The 14,627-nt window shown below is 70.7% G+C and carries 15 protein-coding genes and 1 other RNA gene; 9 read left to right on the forward strand and 7 right to left on the reverse strand.

The features are described 5' to 3' along the window. Positions 1 to 99 precede the first annotated feature (99 nt). The 5 genes from ABB22_RS09635 (at position 100) to thiL (ending at position 3,989) form a co-directional block, all read left to right on the forward strand. Positions 100 to 702 carry a riboflavin synthase gene (locus ABB22_RS09635; protein ID WP_055765962.1) on the forward strand — a complete coding sequence of 201 codons (603 nt, stop codon included), beginning with the start codon at positions 100 to 102 and terminating at the stop codon, positions 700 to 702. Next, on the forward strand, positions 699 to 1,799 hold the full coding sequence (gene ribB, locus ABB22_RS09640; protein ID WP_055765958.1) for a 3,4-dihydroxy-2-butanone-4-phosphate synthase: 1,101 nt from the start codon (positions 699 to 701) through the stop codon (positions 1,797 to 1,799). Before ABB22_RS09635 ends, ribB begins: the two co-directional genes overlap by 4 nt. 175 nt (positions 1,800 to 1,974) lie before the next feature. Then, positions 1,975 to 2,442 (forward strand): 6,7-dimethyl-8-ribityllumazine synthase, encoded by a 468-nt coding sequence (ribH, locus tag ABB22_RS09645; RefSeq protein WP_055765955.1) that lies wholly within the window; start codon positions 1,975 to 1,977, stop codon positions 2,440 to 2,442. Next, positions 2,439 to 2,918: a transcription antitermination factor NusB gene (nusB, locus tag ABB22_RS09650; RefSeq protein ID WP_055765952.1), complete on the forward strand. Its 480-nt coding sequence runs from the start codon at positions 2,439 to 2,441 to the stop codon at positions 2,916 to 2,918. The genes ribH and nusB overlap by 4 nt, the downstream gene beginning before the upstream one ends. A gap of 96 nt (positions 2,919 to 3,014) precedes the next feature. After that, positions 3,015 to 3,989, forward strand: coding sequence for a thiamine-phosphate kinase (gene thiL / locus ABB22_RS09655; RefSeq protein ID WP_055765949.1), 975 nt, complete (start codon positions 3,015 to 3,017; stop codon positions 3,987 to 3,989). 421 nt (positions 3,990 to 4,410) lie between these two features. Here thiL and ABB22_RS09660 read toward each other — a convergent pair whose 3' ends face one another. The 5 genes from ABB22_RS09660 to ABB22_RS09680 are packed head-to-tail and all read right to left on the reverse strand — an operon-like array spanning position 4,411 to position 9,029. Further along, positions 4,411 to 5,793 (reverse strand): FAD-binding oxidoreductase, encoded by a 1,383-nt coding sequence (locus ABB22_RS09660; RefSeq protein WP_055765945.1) that lies wholly within the window; start codon positions 5,791 to 5,793, stop codon positions 4,411 to 4,413. 9 nt (positions 5,794 to 5,802) lie between these two features. Beyond that, on the reverse strand, positions 5,803 to 6,372 hold the full coding sequence (locus ABB22_RS09665) for a TlpA disulfide reductase family protein (protein ID WP_055765942.1): 570 nt from the start codon (positions 6,370 to 6,372) through the stop codon (positions 5,803 to 5,805). Between the two features lie 20 nt (positions 6,373 to 6,392). Continuing rightward, the gene (locus ABB22_RS09670) at positions 6,393 to 6,938 is read right to left on the reverse strand and encodes a metal-dependent hydrolase (protein WP_055765940.1); all 546 of its coding nucleotides are present in this window, start codon (positions 6,936 to 6,938) and stop codon (positions 6,393 to 6,395) included. Continuing rightward, positions 6,938 to 7,312: a YraN family protein gene (locus ABB22_RS09675; protein ID WP_055765937.1), complete on the reverse strand. Its 375-nt coding sequence runs from the start codon at positions 7,310 to 7,312 to the stop codon at positions 6,938 to 6,940. Before ABB22_RS09675 ends, ABB22_RS09670 begins: the two co-directional genes overlap by 1 nt. Beyond that, complete coding sequence (locus tag ABB22_RS09680) at positions 7,302 to 9,029, reverse strand: penicillin-binding protein activator (RefSeq protein ID WP_055765934.1); 1,728 nt, start codon at positions 9,027 to 9,029, stop codon at positions 7,302 to 7,304. The genes ABB22_RS09675 and ABB22_RS09680 overlap by 11 nt, the downstream gene beginning before the upstream one ends. 81 nt (positions 9,030 to 9,110) lie before the next feature. Between ABB22_RS09680 and rsmI the strand changes: the two genes are divergently transcribed. From rsmI to rnpB, 3 genes are all read left to right on the forward strand, one after another. After that, a complete protein-coding gene (rsmI, locus tag ABB22_RS09685; protein ID WP_055767312.1) occupies positions 9,111 to 9,935 on the forward strand; it encodes a 16S rRNA (cytidine(1402)-2'-O)-methyltransferase in 825 nt (274 codons plus the stop codon). A gap of 216 nt (positions 9,936 to 10,151) precedes the next feature. Then, positions 10,152 to 10,928 (forward strand): alpha/beta hydrolase, encoded by a 777-nt coding sequence (locus ABB22_RS09690; RefSeq protein WP_161809361.1) that lies wholly within the window; start codon positions 10,152 to 10,154, stop codon positions 10,926 to 10,928. Between the two features lie 76 nt (positions 10,929 to 11,004). Beyond that, an RNA gene (rnpB, locus tag ABB22_RS09925) (RNase P RNA component class A) lies at positions 11,005 to 11,356 on the forward strand. 219 nt (positions 11,357 to 11,575) lie between these two features. Here rnpB and tet read toward each other — a convergent pair. Next, complete coding sequence (tet, locus tag ABB22_RS09695) at positions 11,576 to 12,820, reverse strand: Tet(A)/Tet(B)/Tet(C) family tetracycline efflux MFS transporter (protein WP_082443505.1); 1,245 nt, start codon at positions 12,818 to 12,820, stop codon at positions 11,576 to 11,578. A gap of 78 nt (positions 12,821 to 12,898) precedes the next feature. Here tet and ABB22_RS09700 point away from each other — a divergent pair, with 78 nt between their 5' ends. After that, positions 12,899 to 13,534, forward strand: coding sequence for a TetR/AcrR family transcriptional regulator C-terminal domain-containing protein (locus ABB22_RS09700; protein WP_055765928.1), 636 nt, complete (start codon positions 12,899 to 12,901; stop codon positions 13,532 to 13,534). Here the strand turns inward: ABB22_RS09700 and ABB22_RS09705 are convergent. Further along, the gene (locus ABB22_RS09705; protein WP_055765926.1) at positions 13,519 to 14,307 is read right to left on the reverse strand and encodes an NRDE family protein; all 789 of its coding nucleotides are present in this window, start codon (positions 14,305 to 14,307) and stop codon (positions 13,519 to 13,521) included. The two genes, ABB22_RS09700 and ABB22_RS09705, sit on opposite strands and share 16 nt — an antisense overlap. Positions 14,308 to 14,627: the final 320 nt, after the last annotated feature.

Below are 14,627 nucleotides of genomic sequence, written 5' to 3' on the forward strand. Positions count from 1 at the left end.
TGTGGCGTTTTTCGCTCTCCAACCGCGGGAAACGTTCATGAAAACCCTCTGCATTTCTCTTCCGGTCTTCCGGTTCGCCTCCACCACGGAGGTGCGCTGATGTTCACCGGCATCATCGAAGGCGTCGGCCGCCTGGCCGCGCATGAGCCCGTCGGCGGCGATGTCCGCTTCACCTTCGAGGTCGGCAGCCTGCCGTTCGACAACGTGCAGCTGGGCGAAAGCATCGCGGTCAACGGCGTGTGCCTGACCGTGATCGCGTTCGACGCCGGCTCGTTCCAGGCCGACGCCTCGACCGAGACCCTGGGCCTGACCACGCTGGGCCGCCTGGCCGTGGGCGCGGCGATCAACCTCGAGCGCGCGATGCGCCCGACCGACCGCCTCGGTGGCCACCTGGTCAGCGGCCACGTCGACGGCATCGGCAGGGTGCTGTCGATCCACGACGACGCGCGCGCGCAGCGCTGGCGCTTCGCCGCGCCGGTGCCGCTGCTCAGGTACATCGCCAAGAAGGGCTCGATCTGCGTCGATGGCGTCAGCCTCACCGTCAACGAGGCCGACGACGCCGGCTTCGAGGTGGCGTTGATCCCGCACACCGTCGCCCATACCCGTTTCGCCCACACCGGCGTCGACGACGCCGTCAATCTGGAAATCGACCTGGTGGCGCGCTATGTCGAGCGCCTGCTGGGCCAGGGAGCCACCGCATGAACTTCGCCCCCGTCCCCGAACTGCTGGAAGAGATCCGTGCCGGCCGCATGGTGGTGATCGTCGACGACGAGGACCGCGAGAACGAAGGCGACCTGATCATGGCCGCCGAGCTGGTCAAGCCATCGGACATCAACTTCATGGTCACCCATGGCCGCGGCCTGGTGTGCCTGCCGCTGACCCGCGAGCGCGCCGGGCAGCTCGGGCTGGCGCCGATGGTGCGCGCCAATACCGCGCAGTTCCAGACCAACTTCACTGTCAGCATCGAAGCCGCAGAGGGCGTGACCACGGGCATCTCGGCCGCCGACCGCGCCCATACCATCCGCACCGCGGTGAAGCCCGACGCCAGGCCGTCGGACCTGCACCAGCCGGGCCATATCTTCCCGTTGATCGCCCAGCCCGGCGGCGTGCTGACCCGCGCCGGGCACACCGAAGCCGGCGTCGACCTGGCCATGCTGGCCGGGCTGGAACCGGCCGGCGTGCTGGTGGAGATCCTCAACCCCGACGGCACCATGGCGCGGCGGCCGGAGCTGGAAGTGTTCGCGCGCGAGCATGGGCTGAAGATGGGTTCCATCGCCGACCTGATCGCCTGGCGGCTGGCCACCGAGCACACCGTGGAGCGGGTGGACGAGCGCGGGATCGACACCGAGTTCGGCGCGTTCAAGCTGGTCACCTACCGCGACCGCATCGCCCACGACCTGCACTTCGCGCTGGTCAAGGGCCAGCCGGACAAGGACACGCCGACCCTGGTCCGCGTGCAGGTGGAGAACCCGCTGGCCGACCTGCTGCACTGGCGCCGCGACGATTTCGGCGTGGCTGCCACCGATGCGCTGCGCGCCATCGCCGCCGAAGGCCAGGGCGTGATGGTGGTGCTCTCGGCTCCGCGCGATTCCGACGCGCTGCTGGCGCGCCTGCGCCGCGAACCCGAGGTGCGCCCGGCCGGCAAGGACAAGGACGTGGGCCAGTGGCGCCGCAACGGCGCCGGCGCGCAGATCCTGGCCGACCTCGGCCTGGGCAGGCTGCGCGTGCTCGGCACCCCGCGCCGGCAGATCGGCCTGGCCGGCTACGGCCTTGAGATCGTCGAGACCGTGCAGCCCTGACGACTCCTCCCGCAGGAGCGGCTTCAGCCGCGCCGGGGGTGTCCCGAAGAACCACAACCCTCGCCATCGCAGGCGCAGGGGACGTGGCCGCGGGGATCCCATCGCAGCTGAAGCCGCTCCTACGGGAAGGCGACCTACACGGTAAACTGACCCACCTTTTGGATCGCTACGCCCCATGAGCCACTACGAAGGCGACCTCCGCCCGGCCGGAACGGCCCGTTTCGTCATCATCGCCAGCCGCTGGAACGCCCGCATCACCGACGTGCTGGTGGCCGGCGCGCGGCAGAGCCTGGCCGGCAACGGCATCGGCGAGGACGCCATCGACGTGGTACGCGTGCCCGGCGCCTGGGAGATCCCGCTGGTCGCCGCGCGCCTGGCCGCCGCCGGCCGGCATGCGGCCATCATCACCCTGGGCTGCGTGATCCGCGGCGATACCCGCCACTACGAGCACGTGGCCGACCGTTGCGCAGAAGGCCTGATGCGCGCGCAGCTGGACTTCGGCGTGCCGGTGCTCAACGGCGTGCTGGCGGTCGAGCGCGTGGAGGATGCCGAGGCCCGCGCCGGCGGCAGCCACGGCAACAAGGGCGAGGAAGCCGCGCTGGCGGCATTGGAAATGGTCAATCTTCTGGAGCAGCTGCCATGAGCAACAAGAACCACGGCAAGCCTGCCGGCAAACCCTTCCGCCGCGACGGCGTCGATCCGGTGCTGCGCTCGCGCGCGCGCCGGCGCGCGCTGCAGGCGATCTACGCCTGGCAGATCTCCGGCGGCAACGCCGAGTCGCTGCTGGCCCAGTTCGCCCACGAGCAGGCGCACGAAGTGGCCGACCTGGCCTACTTCGAGAACCTGCTGCGCGGCGTGCTCGACCACCGCCGCGAACTGGACGAGGCGCTTGTGCCGTTCCTCGACCGTCCGGTCGAAGAGGTCGACGCGATCGAGCGCGCGGTGCTGCGCGTGGCCGCTTACGAACTGCGCCACCGCATGGACGTGCCGTACCGGGTGGTGATCAACGAGGCCATCGAGACCGCCAAGCGGTTCGGCTCCGAGCATGGCCACACCTACGTCAACGGCGTGCTGGACCGCGCCGCCGTGGAATGGCGCAAGGTCGAATCGGGCCAGTGACACCATCGCCGGTGCGCGACCGCGCCGGCCGGATCCACCACGACGCCGGGGCCGGCTGCATCGGCACCGGCGTTTTCGTTCCAGGAATGCCTGCGCATGAGCCTTGACGAGTTCGTACTGATCGAACGCATCGCGCGCCGCACCCATGCGCGCGACGACATCGCGCTGGGCATCGGCGACGACGCGGCCCTGCTGCGGCCCGCGGCGGACCAGCAGTTGGCGGTCACCGCCGACACGCTCAACGCCGGCGTGCATTTCCCCGCCGAGAGCGCGCCGGCCGATATCGGCTGGAAGGCGCTGGCGGTCAATCTCTCCGACCTGGCGGCGATGGGCGCCGCACCGGCCTGGTGCACGCTGTCGTTGTCCCTGCCGCAGGCCGAGGCCGCTTGGCTGGACCCGTTCGCCGACGGGCTGTTCGCGCTGGCCGATGCCAGCGGCATCGCCGTGGTCGGCGGCGATACTACGCGCGGACCGTTGTCGATCTCGATCACCGCGATGGGGCAGGTGCCGGCCGGGCAGGCGCTGCGCCGCGACGGCGCGCGGGTGGGCGACGACATCTGGATCAGCGGCCATCCCGGCGAGGCCGCCGGCGCGCTGCGGCTCTGGCAGCAGGGCAGGCTGGACGTGCGCCACGCCGCGGCCGATGCCGCTCACGAACACCTGCGCCAGCGCCTGCAGCGGCCGGCGCCGCGGTTGGAACTCGGGTTGGCGCTGCGCGGGCTGGCGCACGCGGCGGCCGATGTATCCGATGGGTTGCTGGCCGACCTGGGCCACATCGCGGCGCGCAGCGGCGTGGCAGTGGTGGTGCAGGCCGACACCATGCCGCTGTCGCCGGCACTGCGCGCCGCATTCGGCTTTGATGCCGCGCTGGACTGCGCGCTGCGCGGCGGCGACGACTACGAACTGTGTTTCACCGCCGCGCCGGAACGGCGCGAGGCGCTGGGTGCGTTGTCATCGAGCCTGGCGTTGCCGTTGACGCGCGTCGGCGTGATCGCCGAGGGCCGTGGCGTCCGCTGCGAGGGCGATGCCGGCGACGGGCGTGCCAGCGGCTACCGCCACTTCGCGGAGTAGGTCGGGCGTCGCGTTTCCCTGCCCGCGTCGTGCCGGCCGGCGCGCTCCGGTCGGGTCATGCGCATCGGCCGGGAAATGCAGCACTTCGCTTACCGGACGCCGCCTTGCCGCACGGCACGCTGCCGGTTTCCGGCGGGCGAAGGCCGGGGGGAATGCCGCGTCGTCGTGGAAATGCGCCGGCACCGCGTCCGCGTCATGCGGTTTCCATGCCGCGGCCCGGCGTGCGGCGAACTGCGAGGGAGCGATATCCATGGCCCGCACTCGTCTGATTGCGGTGTCGGGCGTGTCCGGGCGGCGCTCAGGCCGGGATTGCTTCCCGATACCTGACGATCCGGAAGCTGCGCGTCGGGGGCGTGGATCCGACTTGCCGCTGGCCGGAAAAAGCGGGCGGCCCCGCTTCTCGGCCGTCTCCCGCAGGTCGTCACCCGGGTGGCAACACCTTGCCTGGATTGAGGATGCCGTCGGGGTCCAGCGCCCGCTTGATCGCGCGCATTGTTGCCAGCGTGGCGGGGGTGAAGGCCTGCGCCATGAAGTCGCGCTTGGCCAGGCCGATGCCGTGTTCGCCGGACAGCGTGCCGCCCAGCGCGAGCGTCAGCGCGAACACCTCCGGCAGCGCCGCCTGCGCGCGCGCGTTCTCGCCGGCATCGTCCGGGTGGTAGAGGATGTTCACGTGCAGGTTGCCGTTGCCGGCATGGCCGAAGGTGACGATGGGCAGCGCGAAGCGCGCCGACAGCGCCTGCACGCCGGCCACCAGGTCGGGGATGCGCGAGACAGGCACCACCACGTCCTCGTTGATCTTGCCCGGCGCGATGCTCTTCAGTGCCGGCGACAATGCGCGCCGCGCCGCCCACAGCTGTTCGCGCGCGCTGCCGTCCATCGCCACGTCCAGCGCCAGCAGGCCATCGCCTTCGGCGGCCTGGGCCAGCGCATGCAGCACATTGGGCAGGGTGTCGTCGTCGCCGTCGGCGTCGATCAGCAGCATCGCGCCGGCGTCGGGCACCTGCGCGCCATTGCGGCGCAGTAGTTCCAGGCTGCGCGCATCCATGAACTCCAGCGTGGTTGGCGTGGCCGGCTGCGTCATCACCCGCGACACCGCGGCCGCCGCGCTCTCGGCGTCGCGGTACAGCACGCGCAGCCCGGCCTGCGCGCGCGGGCGCGGCGCCAGTTTCAACGTGGCTTCGACGATCAGCGCCAGCGTGCCCTCGCTGCCGACGAGCAGGTGGGTGAGGTCGTAGCCGGTGGCGTCCTTGGTCCACGGGCCGCCGCATTCGATGAGTTCGCCGGCGCCGGTCACCGCCACCAGCCCGAGCACGTTGTCGCGGGTGGTGCCGTACTTCACCGCGCGCGGGCCGCCGGCATTGGTGGCCAGATTGCCGCCGATGCTGCAGATCTCGAAGCTGGACGGGTCCGGCGGCCAGAACAGGCCGTGCGGCTGCAGCGCCTGCTGCAGGTCGCCGTTGAGCACGCCCGGCTCGACCACCGCGCAGCGGTCGCCGGGACGCAGCGCGAGGATGCGGTCCATGCGCGCGAACGAGAGCACGATGCCGCCGGCGGTCGGTACCGCTGCGCCGGTGGTGCCGGTGCCGGCACCGCGACCGACCAGCGGCACGCCGTGCTCGCGGCACGCGCGCACGATGGCCTGCACCTGCTCGCGGTTCTCCGGCAGTGCGACGCCCAGCGGCAGCGCGCGGCGCCAGGAGTTGTCCTGCGCATGCGCGGCGAGCGCGGCGGTGTCGGTGCGCCAGTGCGCGCCGAGCAGGTCGGAAAGCGCTCGGTCGAAAGCGGCGGGAAGATTGCGGTCCATCACCGCATTCTAGGGCGATGGCGCGTTGCCGGGCGGCCGGTTGCGGATCTCGTCCGGCAACAGGGCGACGATTTCTTCCATGAAGCCGGGCAGCGCGTCTGCCGAATAGCCCACGTGGATCGAGGCGATGCGGCCCTCGTGGCCGAGCACCAGCATGCGCGGTATGGCGCGAACGCCATAGCGTGCGGCGGTTTCGCCCTTGCCGTCGAACACGTATTCCAGATCGAGCTTGCCGTTGCGGCGGGCGAAGGCGAACACGTCCGCGCGCGGCTCGCCCCAGTTCACCGCGATCACTTCCAGCGCGTCCTTGCCCACCACTTTCTGCAGCTGCGCCAGTATCGGCAGTTCGCGCATGCAGGGCCCGCACCAGCTGGCCCAGAAGGTCAGCACCACGATCCTGCCGCGGTGCTGTTCCAGGTCGACCATCTGGCCCTGGCGGTTGTTGCCCAGCAGGGGCGGCGGGAATTCGCCAACCCGCGGCGATGCGGGGGTGTCGTCGGCGGCGTGCGAAAGCGGTGCCAGCAGCGGCAGCAGGCAGCACAACAGCAGCCCGAAGGGCTGCCGATTACGACGTTCCATGCATCTTCTCCCGGTGCGGCTCAGTCAGGGGCGCGGCCGCTTGCGCCTGCGGGTGATTGGATCATCCGCCAACCCAGTACCGCCAGCGCCAGCGGCAACCATACCCAGCGCAGTTCGGACAGCACGGTCTGCAGGCCGCGCGCGCTGAAGAAGGCGTTGGCGAAGGGCGAAACGCGTATCGGCCGCCAGGGCGCGAACAGGCGCGCGTCGCTCCATGGCCACCACAGCACCACGCCGAGGCCCCCGGAGGTGAGCGCGTCGAGCAGCGGGTGCGAGAGCGCGCAGGCGAAGACGAAGGCCAGCGCCTGCCGTCTTCCTGCGTGCAGCTGCCGGTGCAGCAGGAGGGCCGATGCCGCCGGCAGGCAGGCGAACAGCAGCGAGTGGCTGGCGCCGCGATGGTCGAAGGCATCGGCGTAGGGAATGTGCAGGGCGAAGGCCAGCACGTCGGCGTCGGGCAGCATCGCGGCGGCGATGCCGGCGCCGAGCAGGCGCGTGGAAATGCGGCCGCGCTCGCTGGCGCACCACAGCGCCAGCGGGACCGCGGCATGGGTGAAAACGCTGGGCATCAGCAATCGTCGGCGCGGAAGGCGTCGCGCAGCCAGTGCAGCCGCGGCGGTTCGCCGCTGGCCTCGACCACGTCGAAGCGGCAGGGCGCCTGCGCGTGCACGGGATGGGCCGAAAGATAGAGCTGCGCGGCCAGCAGCAGGCGGCGGCGCTTGCCGGCATCGACTGAAGCGGCGCCGCCACCGAATGCGGTGTCGCGGCGGTAGCGCACTTCCACGAAGACCAGGCTGGCGGCCGCCGGGTCGAACATCACCAGATCGAGTTCGCCACCGCGGTAGCGGACGTTGCCGGCCAGCCAGCTCAGGCCTGCGTTCTCGAGGTGCCGGCGCGCGGCGGCTTCCACCGCCGCGCCGCGTGCGGCCTTGTCAGCGGCCATCACCGATCGGCACCGGCTGGCCACCGCTGAAGGTGGACCACGCCGGCGTGCGCAGCACATTGCCGAAGCCGTCCAGGTGCAGGGTGCCGGTGGCGCCGGCCAGGCCGCCCTGGGTGCTGTTGGCGAGCTTTTCCAGGTAGGCGGAGATCTTCCAGGCATCGAAGCCGAAGGCGAACAGGCGCGCGGCGGCACCGCGTGCGGTCGGCAGGGTGGTGGCCAGTTCGCCGGCCGCCGGCAGGCCCGGGGCGCCGCGCACGCTCCACGTTTCGCTGGGGAAGGCGATGCCGTCCAGCGCCATGTCCTCGTCGGCCTTGCCAGTACCGGAGGCCAGCTGCGAGGTGCCCACGCGCGTGGCGCCGCCCATTCCCGCCAGCGCCAGCTGCGGCGCCAGCACGCGCGCCTGCGAACCCTTGACCGCCAGGAACACCGCGTCGACCGTGCCGGCCTGGCGCAGGCGCGCGCTCACGTCGCCCGGGGCGTCGCCGACGCTGAGGCTGGCGGCGACCTTGCCGCCACGCTCGGCGAAACGCTCGCGGAAGGCCGCGGTGGCACGGCGGCCGGTGTCGTCGTTGCTGCCGATCACCAGCACGTTGCCGCGCTCGCGGGCCAGCAGGTATTCGGCGGCCATGATGCCGTCGTCCTCCGGCGCCAGCGAGAAACCGGCGCTGCCGGCCGGCGGAGTGTCCTTGCCGCGGTTGAGCGCGAGCAGCGGTACCTGCAGCGGATCGCGGCCGAACAGCGCATCCACTTCATCGCGGCCCAGCGGGCCGACCACAAAATCCGCGCCGCTTGCCACGGCCTTGTCGTAGGCGGCGATGGCGCCGGCCGGGGTGCCGCGGGTATCGATGAAATCGACCTGCGGGCGGCGGCGGTACTCGGCGTAGTAGCCGGCGAGCAGGCCGTCGCGCACGGGCGCGGCGGCGGTGGCCAGGTTGCCCGACAAGGGCAGTAGCACCGCCATCTTCACCGGCGGCCGGTAACCGTCCGCCTCGGCTGGCGGACGCTTGCCGGTGTCCAGCTGCCAGGCGGCATCGCGGTCGAACGGACGCGGCAGCGGCAGGCCCCGGCCGATCAGGGCGCGGCCCGCATGGTTGTAGAGCGGGTCGCCGGCCGGCAGGGCGGCACTGCGGCTGGCGAGGCTGGCATCGTCCAGCCCCGCCAGCAGGCGGGTGATGGCGCGCTGGTTGTCGGTGCGGGCGCTGCCGGACAGCAGCACGCCGGCGCGGGCGCGGGCGCCGGCCGCGGCGAAGGCGTCGCCCGTGGCTTCCAGCGCCTGGCCGCGGGCCAGGTGCCAGCGGGCCTGCTGGGCGGCGGTGAGCTGGTCGGGCGGCTGCGTGCCCAATGCCTGCAGCACGGCGGCCGGCTGCTTGTCGGCCAGCGCCAGTTCCGCGCCCAGCAGCGCATGGCGCTGGCGGCTGGCGCCGGCCAGCTGGCGTGCCTGCACCTGCGGCAGCAGCATGCGCGCGCGGGCATCGTCGCCGGCCTCGTGCCAGGCGAAGGCGGCGTCGGCCAGCAACTGCGATTTCGCCGCGCCGCGCGCCAGCGCGGCCTCGGCCTCCAGCTGCTGCGCGGCTTCGCGCGGCTTGCCCTGTTCGAGCAGGGCGATGGCGGCCTGCTGCGCCGGCGACGTGGTCGGCGCCATGCCGGTGGTGGCGCAGCCGGCGAACAGCAGGAGCGACAGTGACAGGGCAGTGATCCGTGCGGCGGGCTTGTTCATTCGGGATCCGTTCAACGGCGCGCGGCGGCGCCGGGTGGGGGACACGGTAGGATTCTAACCTTGCCCATGGAAAAGCCGATGATGCCCGCCGCCTCCGCCACCCTGTACGTTGTCGCCACGCCGATCGGCAATCTGGCCGACCTGAGCCCGCGCGCGCAGGAGGTGCTGCGTTCGGTGGCGGCGATCTGCGCCGAGGACACGCGCCACACCGGCCAGCTGCTGTCGCACTTCGGCATCAGCCGGCCGCTGGTCGCCCTGCACGACCACAACGAGGAGGCGATGGCGCAGCGCGTGGTGGCGCGGCTGCTGGGCGGCGAATCGATGGCGGTGGTGAGCGATGCCGGCACGCCGCTGGTCAGCGACCCCGGTTTCCGGCTGGTGCGCGCCGCGCGTGCGGCCGGGGTGAAGGTGAGTCCGGTGCCCGGCGCCTGCGCGGCGATCGCGGCGTTGAGCGTGGCCGGCCTGCCCAGCGACCGTTTCGTGTTCGAGGGCTTCCTGCCGGCCAAGGGCGCGGCTCGGCGCGAGCGCCTGCAGCGGCTGGCCGGCGAGACCGGCACCCTGGTGTTCTACGAATCCTCGCACCGCATCGCCGAATCGCTGGCGGACATGGCCGCGGCCTTCGGCGCCTCGCGTCCGGCGGTGGTCGCGCGCGAACTGACCAAGCTGTTCGAGACCGTGCTCGACGGCAGCCTGGAGCAGCTGCTTGCCGCCGTGCAGGCCGACGACAACCAGCGCAAGGGCGAGTTCGTGGTGATGGTGCAGGGCGCCGCCGACGACGAGGAGGCGAAGATCGCCGAAGGCCGCCGGCTCTACGCCAGGCTCAACGAACACCTGCCGCCATCCACCGCCGCCAAGCTCGCGGCCGAACTCAGCGGTGCGCCGCGCAAGGCGTTGTACGGGCAATGACCGCTGCCGGGCCGGCAGCGGCGAGGTGATGCATCATTGGAGCTTCGATGGGCGGCGGCGGACGCCCGCGCCGTTCGGGGCAGGTCTGCAGTACGACGTTGCATGACGGCATGGGGAGAGGGGATGCGCCTGTGGATACGCGTGGTATCGCTAGGTGTGCTGGCAGCGCTTGCCGGATGCGTGATGCGCTACAAGGAGGAATACCTTGTCCGCCCCATGCCGGCGCCGGCGCCATCGCTTGAGGCGCTGAAAGACGGTTTTCCCGTGTTTACGTTCTCGGAGGCGCGGATTCCCGTCGCCGATGGCGCGGAACTGTATTCCCTGCGCCTGCTGCGCCCGGATGCGAAGGCGACGGTGCTGTACTTCGGCGGCAATGGCTACCGGATAGGGGCGAACGCGCGTTTCAGCGCGGCGGTGTATGCGGACCTGCCGGTCAACCTGGTGCTGGTCGACCATCGCGGCTATGGCGCGAGCACTGGAGCGCCGCGCATGGAAGCGCTGATGGACGATGCGCTGGCGGTTTACGACGACCTGCGCGCGGACAAGGCGTTGGCGGGCGTGCCATTGATCGTGCATGGGCAATCCATGGGAAGCTTCATGGCCGGTCATGTCGCCGCGCAGCGTCGGCTGGATGGCGTGGTGCTCGAAAGCTCGGCGACCACGACGGAGGCATGGGTGGCTTACCAGCGCTCGCTGCGCCCATTCTGGCAACGGCTGCTGGTGCGCAAGGTGGAGGTCGATGGCCCGCTGGCAGGACGCGGCAACCTTGCCGTCGCGCGTGGGCTCGATGAGCCGGTGCTGTATGTGGTGGGGGCGGAGGATCGGACTACGCCGCCGGCATTTTCGCGGGAGATGTACGAGGCCACGCCGTTGCCGGTCGATCGCAGGCAGTTGCTGGTGGTGCCGGAGCGGGGTCACAACGACGCGACCCGCTCGGATGCTTTCCGCCAGGCCATGTCGGCGTTCATCGCGCGGATCGTTGCCGAGGGCTGAACGCGCCGGCTGGTGTCGGCTTGAATGCAGGGATTGCTTCGACGCTGGAAGGGCAACGTGCGACAATGCGCGCGGCGGAGTCGGCCGGACAGTCGCGTCGTTCCTTCGGGAGCGCCGAGGAAAGTCCGGGCTCCACAGGGCAAGGTGCCAGGTAACGCCTGGGCGGCGCGAGCCGACGGAAAGTGCAACAGAAAGATACCGCCTACGTCTCCTCCGGGAGGCCGGTAAGGGTGAAATGGTGCGGTAAGAGCGCACCGCGAGTCCGGCAACGGACCGGCACGGCAAACCCCACCTGGAGCAAGACCAAATAGGGACCTAATGGCGTGGCCCGCGTCGGGTCCGGGTAGGTTGCTCGAGCGTCACGGTGACGTGGCGCCTAGAAGAATGACTGTCCACGACAGAACCCGGCTTACAGGCCGGCTCCGCCGCTTTTCCCGCCCTGCAGTCGGGAAAAGCCCCAATGTTTTGTACCGCGGAGGCGGTACAAAACATTGGGGCCCGGGCCTCTTGCCTTCCAGAACCCCGCGCCTGTCGGCGCGCCCCCTTTACTAAAGGGGGCTGTTACTAAAGGGGGCTGTTCTCCAAGTGGATGGCGTGGCTCGCTTCGCGTCGCGCTTTGGGATGAGGGCCGCTTTTTCGGGCTTGCCTCAAGGTGCCTGCTGTTTTTCTGCGTTGCTTTGCGCGGTGCCGGGAAGGGCAGGCTCGACGGTTGACGATGTCTCCCTTTGCCTGCGGCCGAACAGCAGTGGCAGGACCAGCAGGTTGGTGGCGGCGCCCACCGCCCAGACCAGTCCGGGCCAGAGGCCCTGGCCCAGGGCGTAGAGGGTGGTCACCAGCAGTGGGCCGGCGATGCCGATCAGGCTGGTGATGCTGGTCAGGGTGCCCTGCAGTTCGCCCTGCCGGTGGTCGTCGATGCGGCGGGTGAGCAGCGACTGCAGGGCCGGGGCGGCAAGGCCGCCGGCGGCGAACAGGGGCAGCAGCAGGAAGGGCTCCCAGCCGGAAACGGCGATGGACAGCAACAGCAGGCCCAGCGAGTCGCCGGCCAGGCCGAGCAGCAGAGCGCGGCGTTCGCCCAGGCGCGATACCAGCGGCGCGATCGCGAACGCCTGGGTCAGGGCGTGGCACAGGCCGTAGCCGGCCAGCGACAGGCCGGCCACCCACATGCTCCAACCGAAGCGGTCCTGGCCGTACAGGATCCACAGGGTTGCCGGCCATTGCCCGACCAGGGTGACGATGGCGTATACCCCCACCAGTGGCAGCAGGCCGGGCCGTCCCTGCAGGCGATGCAGGGCAGCGAAGGCGTTCAGGCTGACCTTGCGGCGCTCGGGGTGCGGCGCCGGGCGCGATTCGGGCAGCAGCCGCCAGGTCAGCAGCAGGTTGAGGCCGTTGAGCACCGCGGCGAGCATGAACGGTGCGCGCAGCAGCCATTCGCCGAGCAGGCCGCCCAGCACCGGGCCGGCGATGAAACCGATGCCGATGGCCGCGCCCATCTGTCCGAACCGCGCCGCGCGCTGGTCTTCGGGCGTGATGTCGGTGAGATAGGCGGCGGCCACCGCCATGTTGGCGCCGGTGACGCCGGCCAGGGCCCGGCCGAGATACAGCCAGGGCAGGGTCGGGGCGAAGGCCATCAGCAGGTAGTCCAATGCCGCGCCCGCGAGCGAGACCAGCAGTACGCGGCGTCGGCCCAGGCGGTCGCTCAGTGCCCCCAGGACCGGCGCGCACAGGAACTGCATCAAGGCGTACACCGACAGCAGCGCGCCGTAATGGAAGCTGTTGGCGGTGCGATCGCCGGTCATGCTCTGCAGCAGGCCCGGCAGGATGGGCATGATCAGGCCGAAGCCGATGGTGTCGATCAGCAGGATCGCGAGCAGGACGAACAGCGGTTTGCGCATGTGGGCGTCTTGTAGGAAATCCCTATCGGCGATAGGGTGGGGTGGATTGTTCCACATTTCCCTATCGGTGATAAGTCGTTGAATGACTCCACTCCTCCGCGCCTGAGCCGCGAATCGGTGGTGCGGGCCGCGCTCGAACTGCTCGACGAAGTCGGTATCGACGCCCTGAGCACGCGCCGGCTGGCCGAACGGCTCGGCGTGCAGTCGCCCACGCTGTACTGGCATTTCCGAAACAAGGCCGAACTGCTTGCGGCCATGGCCGAGGCCGTCATGCAGGAGCGGCGCCAGCAGCCGCTGCCGGCGCCGGGCCAGTCATGGCAGTCGTGGTTCATCGCCAACGCGCACGGCTTCCGCCACGCCCTGCTCGGTCGCCGCGACGGCGCCCGGCTGCACGCGGGAACGCGCCCGCAGGGCGCTCTTTTCGACGACGTCGAGGCCAAGCTGGGCGTGCTGTGCGCGGCCGGCTTCGAGCCGGTGCAGGCGATCGGCCTGCTGCTGGCGGTCAGCCGCTTCGTGGTGGGCTGGGTATTGGAAGAGCAGGCCGGGCCGGCCGACGACCTGGCCGCCGGCAACGGGCCCGACGCGGCGCGCCATCCGCTCGGTGCCAACGGGTGGCAGGAACTGGCGAAGGAGAGCCCGGACGCGATCTTCGACCGGCAACTGCGGCTGTTCGTGGCGGGGGCCGAAGGAATGATCGGTCAGCGCACCGGCTGAGGATTCCCCGGCGGCCGGAGGTCCATCCGGGTCTCGCCCAGGAACACGCCCTGCGGGCCGAAGCGGCGTTCGACGATGAAGCCCTGTCCGTCGTGGCCGACCGCCACCAGGGTGCTGGCGCGGGTGCCGTAGTCCTCGCCGCGGATGAAGGCGGCCGACAGATGCCGTTCCAGCGGCAGCGCGATGCCGGTCGCCGGCAGGTCGGCGTCGGCTGGGCGCCACTCGTCGGCGAGGGCGTTCCACAGCCCGTCGAGCGGCGGGTCGTCCTGCGCCAGCCAGCTTTCCAGGGCGGCCATCAGCCGGCGTGTCTTCGGCCACGGCGCATCCAGGGCGCCGTTGGACATGCCGTGCACGCCCGGCACCAGCGTCTGCCGCGCAGACGGGCGATTGCCCAGGTAATGGCAGCCGCCTGCATCGGCCAGCAGCAGGTTGAACGGCGCATAGTCGCCGGCAACAGCGTTCAGCCGGTCGATTTGGTCCTCCGCGCAGGTGCCGGCACCGGCCAGGTAATCCGCGACCAGGGCGCCGCGCGAGGGCCCGCCGCTGGCCGCGGCCGGGTCGCGCACGTTGGTGATCACCGCCGCGCGCCCCTTGCCGTCGATCCCCATCCAGGTGCCGCCCGAGCGCAGGTCGCGGCCGGCGATCACATCGTCCTGCGGCGGTGCCCAGCGCTCCAGTGCCGCGGTGGGGCGGGCATGGAACTCGTCACGGTTTCCCGCCATGAACAGGCGCCAGCGGGGGTGGGACTTCCAGGCGAGAGCGACCAGACACATGCCCGCCAGTGTGCCCTCTTGCGCGTGCTGCGGCCACGGCTGGCTGAATGGCGGCGGGTGCCGGACGTGTTTTTCACGCCTCCTCTACACGGCTGAATTTCATTGAAATCTCAAAATTTGAGACGAAACAGCAACTTGTGGATAAAGCTTGAACAAGTCTCTAAAGATTGGCGCAAACCCTTGATGCGAATGACGATTTTGCCCACTGAAAGTTGTTGACAACCCTTTGCTCGCTGCTAAGGTGGTCATCCGAGGGGAAACCGGGTTTTTTGTGGGTTTCCGTGGTTCAATGACCGCCCAAGCGACATCAGGCACTGACA

Source organism: Stenotrophomonas nitritireducens, assembly GCF_001431425.1.
Classification (GTDB): domain Bacteria; phylum Pseudomonadota; class Gammaproteobacteria; order Xanthomonadales; family Xanthomonadaceae; genus Stenotrophomonas; species Stenotrophomonas nitritireducens.

Bases quoted from the DNA above. Each gene is read 5' to 3' on its own strand.
- ABB22_RS09675 (WP_055765937.1), bottom strand. From the start codon at position 7,312: ATGGCCGCTGACAAGGCCGCACGCGGCGCGGCGGTGGAAGCCGCCGCG.
- rsmI (WP_055767312.1), top strand. From the start codon at position 9,111: ATGCCCGCCGCCTCCGCCACCCTGTACGTTGTCGCCACGCCGATCGGC.
- ABB22_RS09635 (WP_055765962.1), top strand. From the start codon at position 100: ATGTTCACCGGCATCATCGAAGGCGTCGGCCGCCTGGCCGCGCATGAG.
- ABB22_RS09660 (WP_055765945.1), bottom strand. From the start codon at position 5,793: ATGGACCGCAATCTTCCCGCCGCTTTCGACCGAGCGCTTTCCGACCTG.
- tet (WP_082443505.1), bottom strand. From the start codon at position 12,820: ATGCGCAAACCGCTGTTCGTCCTGCTCGCGATCCTGCTGATCGACACC.
- ABB22_RS09705 (WP_055765926.1), bottom strand. From the start codon at position 14,307: ATGTGTCTGGTCGCTCTCGCCTGGAAGTCCCACCCCCGCTGGCGCCTG.
- thiL (WP_055765949.1), top strand. From the start codon at position 3,015: ATGAGCCTTGACGAGTTCGTACTGATCGAACGCATCGCGCGCCGCACC.
- ABB22_RS09670 (WP_055765940.1), bottom strand. From the start codon at position 6,938: ATGCCCAGCGTTTTCACCCATGCCGCGGTCCCGCTGGCGCTGTGGTGC.
- nusB (WP_055765952.1), top strand. From the start codon at position 2,439: ATGAGCAACAAGAACCACGGCAAGCCTGCCGGCAAACCCTTCCGCCGC.
- ribB (WP_055765958.1), top strand. From the start codon at position 699: ATGAACTTCGCCCCCGTCCCCGAACTGCTGGAAGAGATCCGTGCCGGC.
- ABB22_RS09665 (WP_055765942.1), bottom strand. From the start codon at position 6,372: ATGGAACGTCGTAATCGGCAGCCCTTCGGGCTGCTGTTGTGCTGCCTG.
- ABB22_RS09690 (WP_161809361.1), top strand. From the start codon at position 10,152: ATGCCGGCGCCGGCGCCATCGCTTGAGGCGCTGAAAGACGGTTTTCCC.
- ABB22_RS09680 (WP_055765934.1), bottom strand. From the start codon at position 9,029: ATGAACAAGCCCGCCGCACGGATCACTGCCCTGTCACTGTCGCTCCTG.
- ribH (WP_055765955.1), top strand. From the start codon at position 1,975: ATGAGCCACTACGAAGGCGACCTCCGCCCGGCCGGAACGGCCCGTTTC.